The 14,572-nt window shown below is 64.4% G+C and carries 15 protein-coding genes and 1 tRNA gene; 7 read left to right on the forward strand and 9 right to left on the reverse strand.

Going from position 1 to position 14,572, the window contains the following annotated elements:
* Positions 1 to 437: 437 nt before the first annotated feature.
* Positions 438 to 1,517, forward strand: coding sequence for a threonine aldolase family protein (locus BLIN9172_RS01540; RefSeq protein ID WP_170286856.1), 1,080 nt, complete (start codon positions 438 to 440; stop codon positions 1,515 to 1,517).
* Positions 1,518 to 1,523: 6 nt separating this feature from the next.
* On the opposite strand, the gene BLIN9172_RS01545 is transcribed toward BLIN9172_RS01540, so the two are convergent.
* Positions 1,524 to 2,840 carry an APC family permease gene (locus BLIN9172_RS01545; protein ID WP_101553561.1) on the reverse strand — a complete coding sequence of 439 codons (1,317 nt, stop codon included), beginning with the start codon at positions 2,838 to 2,840 and terminating at the stop codon, positions 1,524 to 1,526.
* A gap of 81 nt (positions 2,841 to 2,921) precedes the next feature.
* On the opposite strand from BLIN9172_RS01545, the gene BLIN9172_RS01550 reads away from it, so the two are divergent.
* Positions 2,922 to 3,896: a GlxA family transcriptional regulator gene (locus BLIN9172_RS01550; protein WP_101553562.1), complete on the forward strand. Its 975-nt coding sequence runs from the start codon at positions 2,922 to 2,924 to the stop codon at positions 3,894 to 3,896.
* On the opposite strand, the gene BLIN9172_RS01555 is transcribed toward BLIN9172_RS01550, so the two are convergent.
* Complete coding sequence (locus BLIN9172_RS01555) at positions 3,868 to 4,278, reverse strand: universal stress protein (protein WP_101546844.1); 411 nt, start codon at positions 4,276 to 4,278, stop codon at positions 3,868 to 3,870. The genes BLIN9172_RS01550 and BLIN9172_RS01555 overlap by 29 nt on opposite strands.
* 161 nt (positions 4,279 to 4,439) lie before the next feature.
* Between BLIN9172_RS01555 and BLIN9172_RS01560 the strand changes: the two genes are divergently transcribed.
* Positions 4,440 to 5,717: a class I SAM-dependent methyltransferase gene (locus BLIN9172_RS01560; RefSeq protein WP_101553563.1), complete on the forward strand. Its 1,278-nt coding sequence runs from the start codon at positions 4,440 to 4,442 to the stop codon at positions 5,715 to 5,717.
* Between the two features lie 96 nt (positions 5,718 to 5,813).
* Here BLIN9172_RS01560 and BLIN9172_RS01565 read toward each other — a convergent pair whose 3' ends face one another.
* From BLIN9172_RS01565 to BLIN9172_RS01580, 4 genes are all read right to left on the reverse strand, one after another.
* A complete protein-coding gene (locus BLIN9172_RS01565) occupies positions 5,814 to 6,785 on the reverse strand; it encodes an HAAS signaling domain-containing protein (protein ID WP_101553564.1) in 972 nt (323 codons plus the stop codon).
* Positions 6,782 to 7,129, reverse strand: coding sequence for a PadR family transcriptional regulator (locus BLIN9172_RS01570; protein WP_101553565.1), 348 nt, complete (start codon positions 7,127 to 7,129; stop codon positions 6,782 to 6,784). Before BLIN9172_RS01570 ends, BLIN9172_RS01565 begins: the two co-directional genes overlap by 4 nt.
* 450 nt (positions 7,130 to 7,579) lie before the next feature.
* Positions 7,580 to 8,941, reverse strand: coding sequence for an APC family permease (locus BLIN9172_RS01575; RefSeq protein ID WP_101553566.1), 1,362 nt, complete (start codon positions 8,939 to 8,941; stop codon positions 7,580 to 7,582).
* Between the two features lie 15 nt (positions 8,942 to 8,956).
* A complete protein-coding gene (locus tag BLIN9172_RS01580; RefSeq protein ID WP_101553567.1) occupies positions 8,957 to 10,603 on the reverse strand; it encodes an amidohydrolase in 1,647 nt (548 codons plus the stop codon).
* Between the two features lie 65 nt (positions 10,604 to 10,668).
* On the opposite strand from BLIN9172_RS01580, the gene BLIN9172_RS01585 reads away from it, so the two are divergent.
* The 3 genes from BLIN9172_RS01585 (at position 10,669) to BLIN9172_RS01595 (ending at position 12,508) form a co-directional block, all read left to right on the forward strand.
* Complete coding sequence (locus BLIN9172_RS01585) at positions 10,669 to 11,364, forward strand: TetR/AcrR family transcriptional regulator (RefSeq protein WP_240811908.1); 696 nt, start codon at positions 10,669 to 10,671, stop codon at positions 11,362 to 11,364.
* Positions 11,365 to 11,444: 80 nt separating this feature from the next.
* Positions 11,445 to 11,882 (forward strand): ASCH domain-containing protein, encoded by a 438-nt coding sequence (locus BLIN9172_RS01590; RefSeq protein ID WP_101553774.1) that lies wholly within the window; start codon positions 11,445 to 11,447, stop codon positions 11,880 to 11,882.
* Positions 11,879 to 12,508, forward strand: a complete 630-nt coding sequence (locus tag BLIN9172_RS01595; RefSeq protein WP_101553569.1) for a maleylpyruvate isomerase family mycothiol-dependent enzyme — start codon at positions 11,879 to 11,881, stop codon at positions 12,506 to 12,508. The genes BLIN9172_RS01590 and BLIN9172_RS01595 overlap by 4 nt, the downstream gene beginning before the upstream one ends.
* A gap of 4 nt (positions 12,509 to 12,512) precedes the next feature.
* Here the strand turns inward: BLIN9172_RS01595 and BLIN9172_RS01600 are convergent, their stop codons facing one another.
* Positions 12,513 to 12,953: an anthrone oxygenase family protein gene (locus BLIN9172_RS01600; RefSeq protein ID WP_101553570.1), complete on the reverse strand. Its 441-nt coding sequence runs from the start codon at positions 12,951 to 12,953 to the stop codon at positions 12,513 to 12,515.
* Positions 12,954 to 13,067: 114 nt separating this feature from the next.
* Between BLIN9172_RS01600 and BLIN9172_RS01605 the strand changes: the two genes are divergently transcribed.
* Positions 13,068 to 13,715 (forward strand): MerR family transcriptional regulator, encoded by a 648-nt coding sequence (locus tag BLIN9172_RS01605; RefSeq protein WP_197021741.1) that lies wholly within the window; start codon positions 13,068 to 13,070, stop codon positions 13,713 to 13,715.
* Positions 13,716 to 13,766: 51 nt separating this feature from the next.
* Here BLIN9172_RS01605 and BLIN9172_RS01610 read toward each other — a convergent pair whose 3' ends face one another.
* Together BLIN9172_RS01610 and BLIN9172_RS01615 are read right to left on the reverse strand one after the other, a co-directional pair.
* Positions 13,767 to 14,231, reverse strand: coding sequence for a GNAT family N-acetyltransferase (locus BLIN9172_RS01610; RefSeq protein ID WP_101553571.1), 465 nt, complete (start codon positions 14,229 to 14,231; stop codon positions 13,767 to 13,769).
* A 200-nt stretch (positions 14,232 to 14,431) separates the two neighbouring features.
* Positions 14,432 to 14,516 (reverse strand) — tRNA-Leu (locus BLIN9172_RS01615).
* Positions 14,517 to 14,572 lie beyond the last annotated feature (56 nt).

The raw sequence follows: 14,572 nt of genomic DNA on the forward strand, positions 1-14,572 counted from the left end.
GCGCAGCATCCGGAACGGTTCGCGAAACCACCGACGACCCCGGCACCAGCCGAGGTCGTCGGGATCAACCATCGAGAGATAGACACGCTAGCAGCGTGAGTGACTCCAAACAGCTTGACAGGGCGCGCGCACGGCATAAATGCTCTGCTCCTGCACTTTGAGCCAGCTGCTGTCTTTGGAGGATGAACTGCGCCGATTGTGGCGGTGCGCAACAGCTGGGTCAACGTGCGGGCGCAGCGCACACATGCTCTGCGCATGCACGTTGAGCCAGCGGGTGTATGGAGAGGTGCGTGACGCCGGCGACTCCACTCCGGACAATTCGCCGCGCGTGGACCGCACTGCACACCTCGCGCGGCACGTACTAGTCTGAGAGCGTGAACTCCCAGACACCTGATCAGACAACGCCGTCGACGAACCCCGCGGACATCCTCCCCGACATCGGCACCGCCGCCCCGCCCGTCGACACCAGACCGACCGCGCACCCGCGCAACTTCGGCTCCGACAACTGGGCCGGAGTCCACCCCGAAGTCATCACCGCCATCGCCGAGGCCAACGTCGGCCACACGCCCGGCTACGGCGGCGACCCGTGGACACAGCGCTTCCGCGACATCATGGCCCACCATTTCGGGCCCGAGGCCCAGGCGTTCCCCGTCTTCAACGGCACCGGAGCCAATGTCCTGGCCCTGCAGTCGGCGCTGCCGCGGTGGGCCGCAGTGATCACGGCCGCCTCGGCGCATATCAACTACGACGAAACCGGAGCCCCGGAGAAGGTCGGCGGGCTCAAGATCGTCGGTGCCGCCACCGAGAACGGCAAACTCACCCCCGAAACCATCATGGGTGCGATCATCGGCCGCGGCCACGAACACAATGCGCAGCCGCTGGCCGTGAGCATCTCCCAGTCCACCGAATGGGGCACGACCTACACCCCGGACGAGATCGCGGCGATCGCGGCCACCGCGCACGAGAACGACATGATCCTCCACGTCGACGGGTCCCGACTCGGCAATGCCGCCGCCCACCTCGGCGTCGGACTCGGCGACATCACGACTGTGGTCGGAGTCGACATCCTCAGCCTCGGCGGAACGAAGAACGGCCTGCTCGGTGCCGAGGCGGTCGTCGTTCTGAACCCCGACATCGGCCACGGAATGCGATTCCTGCGCAAGATGAACCTGCAGCTGGCCTCGAAGATGCGCTTCCTCTCCGCTCAGCTGAACGCACTGTACGAGGGCGATCTGTGGCGCAACTCCGCCACCCGGTCGAATGCGATGGCGCAGCACCTTGCCCACAGACTCGCCGAGGCGGCCGAACGCGGCCGTGTCCCCGGGCTCGAGATCGTGCAGAAGGTCGAGTCGAACGTCGTGTTCGTCCGGATGCCCGCCGAGGTGGCCGCCCGGGCCCGACAGACGTTCGCCTTCGCGGACTGGCCGTTGGCCAAGGACATCGTCCGCCTCATGTGTGCGTTCGATACGACGACCGAGGACGTCGACGCCCTGGTCGCCGCCATCGTCGGTGACTGAAGGACCTCACGCTCGGTTTCGGGCCCGGGCGAGGGTGACCGCACCGGCGACGAGGAAGACCGCGACGGGAAAGATCGCGCGGGGCCCCGATGCGATGAGCGACCATGCCATGAGCGGGACGAGCGCGAGATTGGCCACGCTCCACACTCGCAGTCCGGCGGTGCGGACGTAGGCGACGATGCACATGATGTAGATGATGACGAAGACGCCGCTGGCCGAGGCGATCATGTCGACGACGAGATCCGGTCTCACCAGGAGAATCACCAGCGACACCGTGAATCCGACGCTGAGGACCAGGATGGCCCGGCGCGGCGTCGCACCGGTTTCGACGGCCAAGGACCGCGGCAGAATCCGCTCCGTCGCGGCCACAGCGACGATGGTGGCCACGCCCCTGGTCCAGGCCACGGCATTGATCGTGATCGCCAGGATCCCCATGGCGGCCAGGACGCTTGCGGCGACTCCTCCCCACGGCGTGGACCGCAGAGCGTCGACGATCCCGGTGACCGGATCGACCTGGCTCGACTGCGCCTGAACGGCCACGGTGAGGGTGAGGACGAGGACCAGCAGCAGTGCCAGCGAGATGATCGCCACCGGGGCGAAGTCACGCCGTGGATCCGGCAGCTCACGGGCGAGGAAGGTGAGATTCTCGAAGCCGATGAACGCCCAGAACGCGATGAGCGCCCCGGCGGGGATGAGGGCCAGCTCGGGGATGTCGGGGACGACGTCGGGCGTTCGGCTCGGGTGCAGCAGAGACCAGGCGACGACCGCGACGATGGCGATGGCGAGGACCACCGCGCCGACGCGCTCGACAGTGCTGCCCAGCGACCGGCCGCGCAGATTGACGACGACGGCGAAGGCCATGAGCGCGGCGGCGATCGCGATCTCGGGAACGTCGATGGCCATGATGGCCGCGAGGTTCCGCGCCGCCATCACGGACCCCGAGGGCAGTCCGACGACCACGACCATCGAGAACATGAGGGGGACCATCTCCGCGGGACGACGCCCCAGCCCGACCCCGATCGTCTCGCGAAGAGGATCGGCGCTGTGCCCCGAGGCGGTGACGGTGTCGCGGAAGAGCATGAGCATGGGCAGGCAGACGAGCGCCGCGATGATCCAGGTGAGAGCGGCCGCGCCTCCGGACTCATGCAGGACGGCGGCCGGCACCGCGATGAGTCCGGCTCCGACGACGGATGACAGACCTGCGGCCACGCCCGGTCCGAGTGACCAGATCCTCGCCCACCCCGTATGGTGTCCGTCGGGGAACCTCGGTGCAGACGATTGTGATGGTGCGACCGAGGTCGCAGAGGTGCGTCGTGAAGTCATGACTCCACTCAACCGTCGATCGCTGAGAACCACGAGTGTCTTAAACGACACGCCTCACCGGTTTTCGGTCATACTGGGACCATGTTCACCGCAGCAGTACTCGTTCGCAATGGGCTCTCACTCTTCGAATTCGGCGTTACGGCCGAGGTCTTCGGGATCGATCGCACGGAAGTCGGGTCACCGCCGATCGACTTCCGCGCCTGCTCGGAGGACGGACCGCGCTGGTTGGAGACGAAGCACGTCTCCACGGTGAGGATCGAGTCCACGCACGGTCTCGAGGGCCTTCGCGGCGCCGACGTCGTCATCGTCAGCGCCAGCCTGCCCCACACCGGCACCGAGGCGGAACGGGCAGCCCTCCGCCGTGCCCATTCGGAGGGTGCCGTGATCGTCTCACTGTGCAGCGGTGCTTTCCTGCTCGCCGGCGCGGGCCTCCTCGATGGTCGTCAGGCGAGCACTCACTGGCTGTTCGCCGACCAGTTGGCACGCGATTTCCCACGCATCGACGTCGTCGAGGCCAACCTGTTCACCGATGCGGGGCAGATCGTCACGGCCGCGGGCACCGCTGCGGCGATCGACGCCTGTCTGCACATCGTCCGACGCGAGATCGGAGCGACGACGGCCCGCATGATCGCGCGGAGAATGGTCGTCGCCCCGGCCCGCAGCGGAAACCAGCTGCAGTTCGTCGAGCGGCCGGTTCCCGCAGCCGCCGATCAGGGGCTCTCGGCCACGCTCGAGTGGGCGGCGAGCCGCCTCGGCGAGGACATCGACGCACCTGCCCTGGCCCGGCACGCGAACGTGTCCGTACGGCAGCTGGGCAGGCGGTTCAAGCAGGAGCTCGGAACGACACCGCTGCAATGGATCACGCAGGAGCGGATCCGCGCGGCACAGGAGCTGCTCGAGGTCAGCGACCTGTCGATCGAGACGATCGGGCGGAAGGTTGGCTATTCGTCGGCGACCCAGCTGCGTGAGCACTTCCGCCGCTCGGTCGGGACGAGCCCATCGCAGTATCGGGAGTCCTTCGCCGCGGTTACTTCTTCGTCCGTCGGTCGACCTTGACCGAGACGACGGGGACGTCGGAGTCGAGGATGATGCGTTGGGCCGTCGACCCCATGATGAGCTTGCCGACAGGGGAGCGGCGGCGTGAACCGATGACGATCATGCGGGTGTCGGAGGTCGCCTCGGCCAGCGCCAGGAGCTCTTCGACGGGATCGTTGCCGCGGAGGAACTGAAGGATCTCGTGGGAGACGTCGGAGGACTTCAGAGTCTCCTTGAGCTCCTCGATGTCTTTGCTGGTGGCGACGCCGCGTTCGTCGGGGGTCTCACCGATTCCGGCATTGAGCACGACGAGGACGTCGTCGAATGCGCGGGCCTGCTCGATGCCGAATTCGACAGCGGCCTTGCCTTCGGGCGACGGGGAATAACCGACGAGGATTGTCATGATCTCTCCTGGTGCGACATTGGACGAAGCTCTCTCAACTACTAGCATATCCGCCCAGTTCGGACGGGTGGCTGTTCACTCTGCGGGGAGGGCCTCGGCCGGTGATTGACGGCACACAAGCGAGGAGGCGGCACACGGCCCGCTCGGTTTAGACTGATCGAATGTCCGCCTCCCTGCTGCCCTCTGACTCCGCCGCCGCCCACCGCAGCCGGGAACTGTTGGCGGCTTACCCCCGGCTGAGCGACATGCCCGGTCTGCCGCAGGCGCGGATGCTCATCGATTACGTCATCGGACGCCGCTGCGGAGTCCTCGACGTCTCGGGCCGAGACACCGAAGGCGCCTTCGTCGCCGCCGAACTCTCAGCTGAGGTCCCTGAGAACCTCATCCTCGTCGATGATGGGCACGGCCTGCAGGCGACCCTGCTCAGCCGTCTGACGCAGGTGTGCACATACAACGACCGGCTCGACGAGGCGCGGGCCTCGGCTGCGGCGGTCGAGTCTTCGGCCGGCGCCGGCGATTCCGCGGGAGTAGCCGGAGAGCTCGGTACCGAAGCGGCACCCGTGCTGGCGGTGAGCGAGCTCAGAGAGATCGCGGAACTGGCCGAACTCGCGGTGGGGGAGACCTGGGCCGTCGTCAACGCTCCGAAGGCGCTGAACGCGCTCACCGAGACGATCGCGGTGCTGCAGCCGTTCGTGAGCACCATCATCGTCATCGGCCGCAGCGATGCGATGAGCCGCGGCGTCAACAAGGAACTTGCCCGCGGCTTCGGTCGAGTCGATGTCTCTCCCGGGGTCGGCAAGCACCGGATGATCATCGGCAGCCGCCCCCTGTCCTCTCCGAGCCTGCCGGAATTCCCGCGCCGCGGAGTGATCTCCCACGGCGGTGTCGGTGAGCTCGAAGTCCGCGCACATGGGGCCTGCTTCTCCGGGACGAAGAGCGATGAGGGCTCGGAGCTGCTCATCGACTCTCTGCTGGGGCTGCTCCCGGGTGAAGCGCTGGAGTCTGTGCTCGACCTCGGCTGCGGCAACGGTTGGCTGCTCACCGTGGCCATGCGGGCCTCGGGGGCGAATACGGGATTCGGCGTCGATGTGTCGAAGGCGGCGGTCACCTCGGCGAGGGCCACAGCGGAGGCGAACGGAGTCGACGTTGACATCATCCTCGGTGATGCCGCGGACCGGGAAGAGCCGGCGCTCGCGGGCCTGGGCGGATTCGACCTGGTCCTGCTCAATCCGCCGTTCCATCAGGGAACGACCATCGAGACAGAGACGGCCGCGGCGCTCATGGCCACGGCCGCCGAGCATCTGGCTCCGGGCGGGCAGGTGCTCACGGTGTTCAATTCGCATCTGCGCTACCGGGATCGTCTCGAATCGATCATCGGACCGAGTCAGCAGCTGGCCCGGAACAAGAAGTTCACGGTCATCGCCAGCCGCCGCCCCTGAGGCCTTTCGGCAGCCGTGCGACCGGGACGGCTGGTGTGCGATCGGGTCGGCAGCTGTGCGATCGGGACGGCAGGTGGCCGTCCCGACCGCACAACCTCACCGACGATTGCGGCGATAGATCCGCCAGGTGCTCACCTGGTCCCAGATCACGATGGTCCAGATCGCGATGACCGTGATGATCTGCTGGATGTCGGCGTTCGCGGTGTTCGTGAGCTCGAGGTGGAGGACCGGCTGAGTGAGCAGCGCGATGGTGAGGAAGACGGCCATGGCGACGTCGACGATTCCGCCGATGAGGGCCACGGCCGGTTTCGCCGAGGCGGTCGTGAACTTGATGATCTCGACGGCGGCCATGAGGGCAAGGAAGGCCCAGTAGCCGACCAGCCAGCCGACGCCGAGGTCGGGGTTGATGAACGTCTCCCCATTGTTGAGGTGGCCGACGTAGAGCAGGGTCGTGGGGATGAATGGGATGGCTGCCAGGGCGACGATGAAGACCAGCCCGAGCCCCGCCTCGGCGCGGATCTGCCTGCTGTGGGAATCGCGACGGTCGAGGTCATCGATCGTCCACGTGCCCGACTTCCGTTTGCGCATCGTTTCGGCTGCGCCGCCGTCCGAACTGCGGTCGCCGAGGCCGATGATGATCGTGATGACGGCGAAGGCGGTCAGCAGCGCGGTGACGGTGCTGCCGACGGTCTTGCCGATCAGTTCGCCGATCTGGACGTCGGGGGAGGTGGCGAGGGTGACCACGACATTCGTGAGAATGGCCAGCAGGCCGACGGCCGGCAGGATCCAGCGCAGGCTCCAGAGGAAGAGCGGGTACGATTTCGGGCCGATGAAATGCTGTGGTGAGTTCGAGTACTCCCGAGACAGCGCGACGGGATCGCCGAGCTCTTCGAGGACTTCGCGTTCGACAGTCGCCGTGTGATCCGGGGAACTGTCGGCATCCTCGCCGAGGCGGGCGTAGACCATGTCGTCGATCGTGGCGGTGATCTCGGCGGCGATGTCCGGGCGGGACTCTTCGGGGAGGTGGCGGGTGACGTTGTTGACGTAGATTTCGGTGAGCGCACTCATGGGGTGCCGTCCTTCCAGAGCTTGGTGATGCTGGAGTCGAGTTCGAGCCAGTGGCTGTGCAGTGCGGCGGCGACTTCGGCGCCGCTGTCGGTGAGCGTGTAGTACTTGCGGGGACGGGCTTGTTCGGTGTTCCAAACCGATGTGAGCAGCCCCTGTTTCTCCAGCCGCCGCAGCAGGGGGTAGAGGGTGTTCGCTTCGGTGGCGATGCCGGCTTCGGTCAGCGTCGTCAGCAGCGAGTAGCCGTACTGCGGCCGTCGACAGGCGACGAGGCTGGCGAAGACCACGGTGCCGCGTCGCAGCTCCTGTTCGTGGGTGGCCAGAGCCTTCACTGCTTCTTCGTTCATGCATCACACGATAGTGTGTGACGCACACTATTACAAGAGGCGGGGTATATTTCGCTGCGGCACGGTGTGCGGCACGGCGAAGCACGGTGCAGCGTACGCCACGGCAGACCATCGGCGTCGACAGCCGTTTAGGTACAGATTCCTCTCAACTGATCAGGTTCCTCGGTGTGCATATTGGAGCAGGGCGTACCAAACCTCAGACCTTCGCCTGGCAGTGTCCTCTGCGGTGCTGATGCTGCTTTCCAGGACTGCTGGATGTCCCTGCAGCCTGGCATGTGTGGGGAGCGTGGATGGCCGCCGGATGTGTCATCGCCTGCGGGGACGGGACGGTGAAGTCCCGACCCTACAGGCGATGAACGAAGTGCGATCGCGTCACGCCCGTGCCATGACCTCCGGCTGGTCGGAGTCGGCGGAGCCAACGGCGAATTCGGAAAGCTGGGTGCGGAGGCGTCAGTCTGCCAGGTCGAGCATCGGTGTCGGCCGACGGAAGCCCCGTGTGACGAAAGCGAGGTATCCGACTCCGAGAACCAGCCAGATTGCGCCGATGAGAAGAGTTCGCGGAGACAGGCTCGTCCACAGCCACAGGGTCAGACAGAATCCGATTCCCGGTAGAACGATCGAACTGAGAACAGCACGTGAACCACGATTCTTCTCGTCGATGATGAAGTGTTTGATGACCGACAGATTCACTGCTGAGAACGCGATCAGAGCACCGAAGCTGACCATCTCCGATATGAATGCGAGGTCGACGGCGAGCGCAAGCAGAGAGACTCCGCCGACTGTGAGAGTCGCAATCGTGGGTGTGTGAAAGCGCGGTGACAAGCGGCCGAAGTAGCTTTTCGGGAGCACGCCGTCTCGACCCATCGCGAAGAGAACGCGTGAGACTGATGCCTGCGAGGTCAGAGCTGAGCCGCATGCTCCGGCGACATAGGCGGCGGTGAAGAAGGCGGTGAGGAATTCGCCGCCGGCCGCCGCCATGACGTCGAGCGCGCCTGAATCGACATCGGCGAACTGATTCGACGGGAAGACCAGCTGAGCCAGGTATGACAGAACAATGTAGATGAGGCCGCCGGTGACAGTGGCGATGACGATTGCGCGGGGGACTGCTCTCTTCGCGTCCTTGGCTTCCTCGGACAAAGTCGAGACCGCATCGAAGCCGAGGAATGACAGACACAGTATCGCTGCGCCGGCCATGACATTGTCGAATCCGGGTGCCGAGCCGTCACCAGTGAACGGCGCCGCTAGGTCGACAGCACCGGATTCGGTGAATGAGGCGATGCCGAGCGCGGCGAAGACAACGATGAAGATTGCTTGAGCAGCGATGATGACGATGTTGGCCCGTGCAACGGAGACGATTCCGATGACGTTGAGGACGGTGACGAGAACAATGGCAGAGACGACGAAGACCCAAGCAGGGATCATGGGGAAGGCTGCGCTGAGGTAGATGCCGATGACGAGATAATTGATCATCGGCAAGAATAAGTAGTCGAGAAGCAGTGCCCAGCCGGCAACGAAGCCGATTCCTGCACCGAAACTCTTCTGCGTGTACGTGTATGCCGAACCGGCAAAGGGCATCGCCCCGGCCATCTTCGCGTATGACCTGGCGGTGAACACCATTGCCAGCAACGTGATGACGTAAGCGGCCGGGACGCGGCCGCCGGTGACCTGGGTGACGATTCCGTAAGTCGTGAAGACGGTCAGCGGAACCATATAGACGAGGCCGAAGAAGACGAGTGAAGGTACCCCGAGTGCACGTTTCAGGTGGGTTTGGGAGGTGTCTTGAGCGGTGGCGTTGTGATTGGAATGGGACATCATTGTCCTTTCGATTCAGTCCGCTGGATGGACGGCCACGCCGCGCAGGTATGTGCGGCGAACAGGGGCATCAGACAGTACCTGTGGGAGAAGTGTTCGAGGATCCGAATCGAGAACGATGAAGTCGGCGCTCGCGCCCGGACGGATCACTCCCCACTCGTCGGGGCTTTGGTCTGCAAATGCTTGGTGGGCAACCGCAGCCGAATAAGCGTCGAGAGAGCGTTCGACGTCGAGGATCTCTTCGGGAGTCCACCCGCCGTCGGGCTCACCGTCATCGGTCTGTCTGCTCACGGCAACGGCGAGACCCTCGAGCGGCGCACCTGACGTGCAGGGCCAGTCCGAACCGAACGCAAGGTGTCCGCCGCTGTCGAGGACGCTGCGCATCCGATATTGCGCCACGGCGCGTTCTCTGCCGATCCGGGGGACAGTGAGTACTGTCATGAGGTCATCGAGCTGAGCCCACAGAGGCTGCATATTCGCGATGACGCCGAGTTCAGCAAAGCGGGACAGGTCGGCAGAGTCGATGATCTGGGCATGTGCGATCACCGGCCGTCGATCACGGGCTTCGTTGTTCCGGATTGTGTACTCGATGGCATCCAATGCTTGTCGAACGGCCGCGTCGCCGATGGCGTGGATGTGGATCTGAAAACCCGCCGCGTCGACTTCGCGAACCGCCTCTGCCAGCGAATCTCCTTCCCAGACTCGCATGCCGTGGTTGTGAAGGGAGGAGCAGTAGGGCTCGATGAGCGCACCGGTTTCGTTCTCGATGACTCCGTCGGCGAAGAACTTCACGGTCTGAGCGGTCAGGTACGGATCCGAGAGTTCCTCGATCCTTTGGCGCGCAGAAAGCATTTCGGGCAGCTGTTGCGTGAAGCGGCGGGGATCGGCGTAGAACGCGAGGTTGAATCGCAGTTTGAGCCGATTCTGCTGAGAGGCGGACGCATAGGTCTCGACATCGGCTGGCTCCACCCAAGCGTCCTGGACCCAAGTGACGCCTCGAGCCAGGTAATAGTCGGCTGCCCGATCGAGAGCGCGAAGTCGGACGGAATCGTGGTGTGGCGGACGAACGGCGCCGATCAGATCAATTGCACCCCATTCACGCAGAGTGCCCAGCGGTGAGCCGTCGTCTCGGCGAGGAATCTCGCCTATCTGCGGCTCCGGGGTTGCGGCAGTGATTCCCGCGAGTTCCAATGCTCGAGAATTGCACCACACGGTGTGGTAGTCCCAAGCGCGAAGGACGACCGGTCGGTCGGACACGGCTCTGTCAAGCCATTCGGCGTCGAAGAGGCCGTCGCGTACGAGGCTGCCGTCATATGAGGCACCAGTGATCCAGTCGTCGTCGGGGTGAGCCTCGGCGTACCGTTTCACTTCAGCGATGATCTCTTCGACGCTCGTGCACGATCTCACCCGTGGGCCCTCTGCTTCCATGCCACCGAAGATCGGATGAGCATGGCCGTCGCCGAAGGACGGCATGAGGAACCCGCCGTCGAGATCGATGGACTCAAACTCTGCGCCGTCGTGGCGCGAGACACGATCGAGGACGAGAGCCACCGCGTGTGAACCAGCGGCAACGACAATGCCGTCTTGAACCACAAGGGAGTCCGCAGGTTCGGCACCGGCACCTAGCCAGACCGTGCCGTTGTGGAAGTGCTGAGTCTTCATGGCCGTCCTCCTGCTCCATTGCGTGTGGCCGGCCGCACCGGCGTTTACACGAACAGTGTTCGTATGTGACTGGGAACACGATACACTGCTCGAAAGATGTAGGGAAGTGCGAAATTGAGAGCGAGCATTCTGTGAGATTGAATCAGGATCGGCTGGTTGATGCCGCGCTCGCGCTTGTCGACGACCTCGGCGAAGAGTCATTGTCGATGCGAACTCTGGCGGCTCGCGTCGACAGACAGGTGTCCTCTCTGTACAACCATGTCTCCGGCCGAGGTGAACTCATCGAATTGATGCGCGCCCGTATTGTGGCTGGAATCGACGTTCAAGTATTCTCTAGGGTCGAGGGATCGTCGGAGAGCATGCCGTGGGACAGAGCTCTGGAGCTGTGGGCCCGGACGTATCTCAGAGCCTTCGCCGACCACCCGAACCTCATCCGATTGCTGGCCACGACCTCGATTCGAGACCTCTCAACGTATGAAATGTATGACTCAGTGATCGGTGGACTTCGTCGAGGGGGGTGGCCGCAGGGTCAGACTGTGGCGGTGATGCGGTCCGTCGAAGCCTATGTCCTCGGTTCCGCTTTGGACATCGTCGCTCCGGTCGACCTCATCACTCAGGAATCGGCCGGAGATAGATTTGCGGAGATTCGAGGTGCGCTGGATCCTCGATTCGGCGAGAACTCGTCAGCGGTGGCGTCCTTCGAGTTTGGGCTGACTAGCCTGATCCAAGGTCTGAAGCATCGGCTTGAGGCTGTGTCGTGAGTCATTCGGCAAAGCTCGATGTCACGCTCGACTCGTTCTGGGGGCGGGCCCGCAGACAGAACCCCGACCTACCGGAGGCGATGCCTGAAGCATGGGCCTTCGGGGCGACTCCCGAGCATGCGGACGACCTCCTCGCTCTTGTGCTGGCTGGGACGAAGACAGGCACCGCCTCGGCGCTGTGGGACATCGAAGCCGATGACGAATCCGTCCCCGAGGTGGGCGAACTGAGCATCATCCTCGACGGCCGAGGCCGGCCGAGAGCCCTCATCGAAACCACGGCGATCGACATCGTTCCGTTCTGCGAGGTGACCGCCGAGCATGCCCATTCGGAAGGTGAGGGCGACCGAACCCTGGCCGTCTGGCGCGAGATCCATGAGCGGTTTTGGCAGGAGCATGGTCGACGCGGGTTCTCGTTCGAGATGCCGGTCGTCTGCGAACGCTTCCGATTGCTGTTCGACTTAGAAGGTGAAGGGCGCGTGAGCGTCTCCGGCGACGAATCACAGGGGACGAGCAGATGAACGAGACCGAATACTGGGATCTCATTCACACGGAACGCGCGCGCCTGGCCGATCTGCTCTCCACCCTCGAGCCGGAGCAGTGGGCGCTCGCCACTCTGTGTGCAGACTGGACGGTCGAGCAGGTCGTCGCCCACCTGGGCGTCGCGGCAAACACCGGACGATGGGCCTGGATCCGCAGCATCGTCCGGGCGGGTTTCGACCCGGCTAAGCACAACGCGCGACTGCTCGAGCGCAGCCTCGGTGGCTCACCTGAGGAGACCCTTGCGAAGTTCCACAGCTCGATCTCACTGACTATCGCGCCGACCAAGGACTTCCCGGCCTTCCTCGGCGAAGTCATCGTTCACGGACAGGACATCGCACGACCACTCGAGCTCGACCTGATCCCCGACGCCGAGGCGACAGTCGAGGTGGCCCGATACTTCGCCTCGAAGGACTTCGCTGTGAACTCGAAGACCCTGGTCAAAGGGGTGAGACTCAGTGCTGTCGACGCCGACTTCGAATCCGGAAGCGGGCCGCAGGTGGCGGGTCGTCTCCTCGATCTCGTCATGGCCATGGCCGGCCGACCGGAGGCATTGGCAGACCTGACCGGGAGCGGAGTCGCCGAGCTCCGGCGACGGATGGACTGAAACCTCAGCCGAATCCGACGACGCCGACCGTCACCAGGACGAATCCGAGCAATTGCAGCGAAGCGCGCACGATCTGGAAGACGTCCCACCGTCTGCGCATGGCGATGAAACCTGTGGGGGCGGTCTCCTCGGTGATCCGTCCCGTCCGGGAGTTGATCGGGACGTTCCCGACGATCGTCACGACCAGAGCGACGCCGAGGCTGATTGCAGCTGAGACCAGCCAGACGTTGGGCTCATCGATGGCAATGATGATGGCAAGCGCGGTCGCCGCGGTCATCCCCACCGGCATCACCCGGCCGAACGTCTTCAGCAGGCCCTTCTCCATGATGAGCTGATCGTCCGTCCCCAGTCGACGGATCACCGGGTGGACCAGGGCAGCCGACCCGAACTCCGCTGAGCCGACGAAACCGGTGACGAGGACCGTGGCCAATGCGACGGCGTCCATGGCCTCTCCTTCTAATAGGTAGTTTAACTATCCGTAATAGATAGTAGAGGTATCTGCTAAGGTCGAGCAAGATCAGTCACACAAAATTGCTGGCGGTGCCGGGAGGAGAGGGCGATGCAGGAGCCGACGGACAGACCGGAGATGAGGATGGCGGAGCTGTCCCGCCGTTCGGACCTCAGTGTGCCGACCATCAAGTACTACCTGCGAGAAGGGCTGCTGCAGCCGGGACGACGGACGAGCGTGAATCAAGCCGTCTACGATCGAACTCATCTCGAGCGGCTGCGCCTCATCCGGGCGATGACGTCGGTGGCCGGACTGCCCTTGGCGAAGGTGCGAGCCGTCGTCGATGCGGTGGACGGGCAGGCTTCGGAGATCGAAGCGATGGGCGTCACCCAGGACGCGCTCATCGGCGAGGCCGAGACGGACGATACGGCTGCCTCGGCGATCCTCGACCGTGCGATCACCGCGCGAGGATGGCGCTGCGCAACCTCATCGCCGGCCTATCGGGCGGCCGTGAACGCGATTGCCATGCTGTCCGACGAGGGCCTGACTCCGCTCCTCGAACGGCTCGACGCCTATGTCGAAGCGGCAGAAGACGTCGGCCGGACCGACCTCGACGCGATCAGCGACGCCGTCAGCCTGGAGGGGCGGATCCGCGGAGTCGTCCTCGGCAGTGTGCTGCGGACACCACTGCTCGAGGCGCTGGTTCTGCTTGCCCAGCAGCACTTCGCGCAGGACCTCACTCGCTCGGACGAGAGCTGACAGAGAACGGTTCGGTCTGGGCGACAGCCTCAGACCCATTGCTCCCATCGATCACAGTTGTGCCGGCTTCGCGTCGTAGGTGAGCCAGTTCGTCTTCGCTGCGACATCGTCATAGAGCACTTGAGCCTGAGTGTTGTCATCGGCGGTGATCCACCGGACCACCGAACAGCCTTCGGCCGCGGCAATCGTCTGCAACTGGGAGATCAAGGCACGGCCGGCGCCTTTGCCGCGCGCCTCGGGATCGGTGAAGAGATCGTCGAGCCAGATGCCGACGCTGCCGGTCGAGGGACGGGAGAAACGACGGTAGTCGGCGATTCCGATGATCGTTCCGTCCGCCTCGGCGACGAGTCCCTGGCACTCATGATCGGGATCGATGATCCAGCCCCATACGCGGGAGACGACCTCCTCGGACGGTTCCAGTCGGTAGAACTCGCGGTAGGCACGGAAGAGCTCCTTCCACCGGGTCTCGTCGGACGGGGCGGCGGGGCGGATAGTCGGGGCCGGGAACGTCGTCATCGGCAGTCCTCTCACTGGGTTCGGTGCAGCACTGACCACATTATGTTCTCCGCATCAGTTCAGGCGGAGTTCCGGACGATGTGTGCTGAATGTGTGCGGCAGATTCCGCACGGATCGTCCGGAACTCGTCGCATGCGGCTCACGAAGAGACAGAAAAAGGCCCCGGAGAGGAAGCGTGTCGACTTCCGACCCGGGGTCCGTGGTACGCGAGAGGGGACTTGAACCCCTACGTCCGAAGACACTGGAACCTAAATCCAGCGCGTCTACCAATTCCGCCACTCGCGCTGAAGCGGCCACCCACGCGGCCACAACGTCCTCAAGATTAGCAGGGGCGGCCCGAG

Origin of the sequence: Brevibacterium linens ATCC 9172, assembly GCF_900169165.1 — a bacterium.
Lineage (GTDB): Bacteria > Actinomycetota > Actinomycetes > Actinomycetales > Brevibacteriaceae > Brevibacterium > Brevibacterium linens.

Coding starts and splice junctions, on each gene's coding strand:
- BLIN9172_RS01545 (WP_101553561.1), bottom strand. CDS start 2,840: ATGACTTCACGACGCACCTCTGCGACCTCGGTCGCACCATCACAATCG.
- BLIN9172_RS01560 (WP_101553563.1), top strand. CDS start 4,440: ATGTCCGCCTCCCTGCTGCCCTCTGACTCCGCCGCCGCCCACCGCAGC.
- BLIN9172_RS01610 (WP_101553571.1), bottom strand. CDS start 14,231: ATGACGACGTTCCCGGCCCCGACTATCCGCCCCGCCGCCCCGTCCGAC.
- BLIN9172_RS01570 (WP_101553565.1), bottom strand. CDS start 7,129: ATGAACGAAGAAGCAGTGAAGGCTCTGGCCACCCACGAACAGGAGCTG.
- BLIN9172_RS01575 (WP_101553566.1), bottom strand. CDS start 8,941: ATGTCCCATTCCAATCACAACGCCACCGCTCAAGACACCTCCCAAACC.
- BLIN9172_RS01595 (WP_101553569.1), top strand. CDS start 11,879: ATGAACGAGACCGAATACTGGGATCTCATTCACACGGAACGCGCGCGC.
- BLIN9172_RS01590 (WP_101553774.1), top strand. CDS start 11,445: ATGCCTGAAGCATGGGCCTTCGGGGCGACTCCCGAGCATGCGGACGAC.
- BLIN9172_RS01550 (WP_101553562.1), top strand. CDS start 2,922: ATGTTCACCGCAGCAGTACTCGTTCGCAATGGGCTCTCACTCTTCGAA.
- BLIN9172_RS01555 (WP_101546844.1), bottom strand. CDS start 4,278: ATGACAATCCTCGTCGGTTATTCCCCGTCGCCCGAAGGCAAGGCCGCT.
- BLIN9172_RS01580 (WP_101553567.1), bottom strand. CDS start 10,603: ATGAAGACTCAGCACTTCCACAACGGCACGGTCTGGCTAGGTGCCGGT.
- BLIN9172_RS01565 (WP_101553564.1), bottom strand. CDS start 6,785: ATGAGTGCGCTCACCGAAATCTACGTCAACAACGTCACCCGCCACCTC.
- BLIN9172_RS01600 (WP_101553570.1), bottom strand. CDS start 12,953: ATGGACGCCGTCGCATTGGCCACGGTCCTCGTCACCGGTTTCGTCGGC.
- BLIN9172_RS01605 (WP_197021741.1), top strand. CDS start 13,068: ATGCAGGAGCCGACGGACAGACCGGAGATGAGGATGGCGGAGCTGTCC.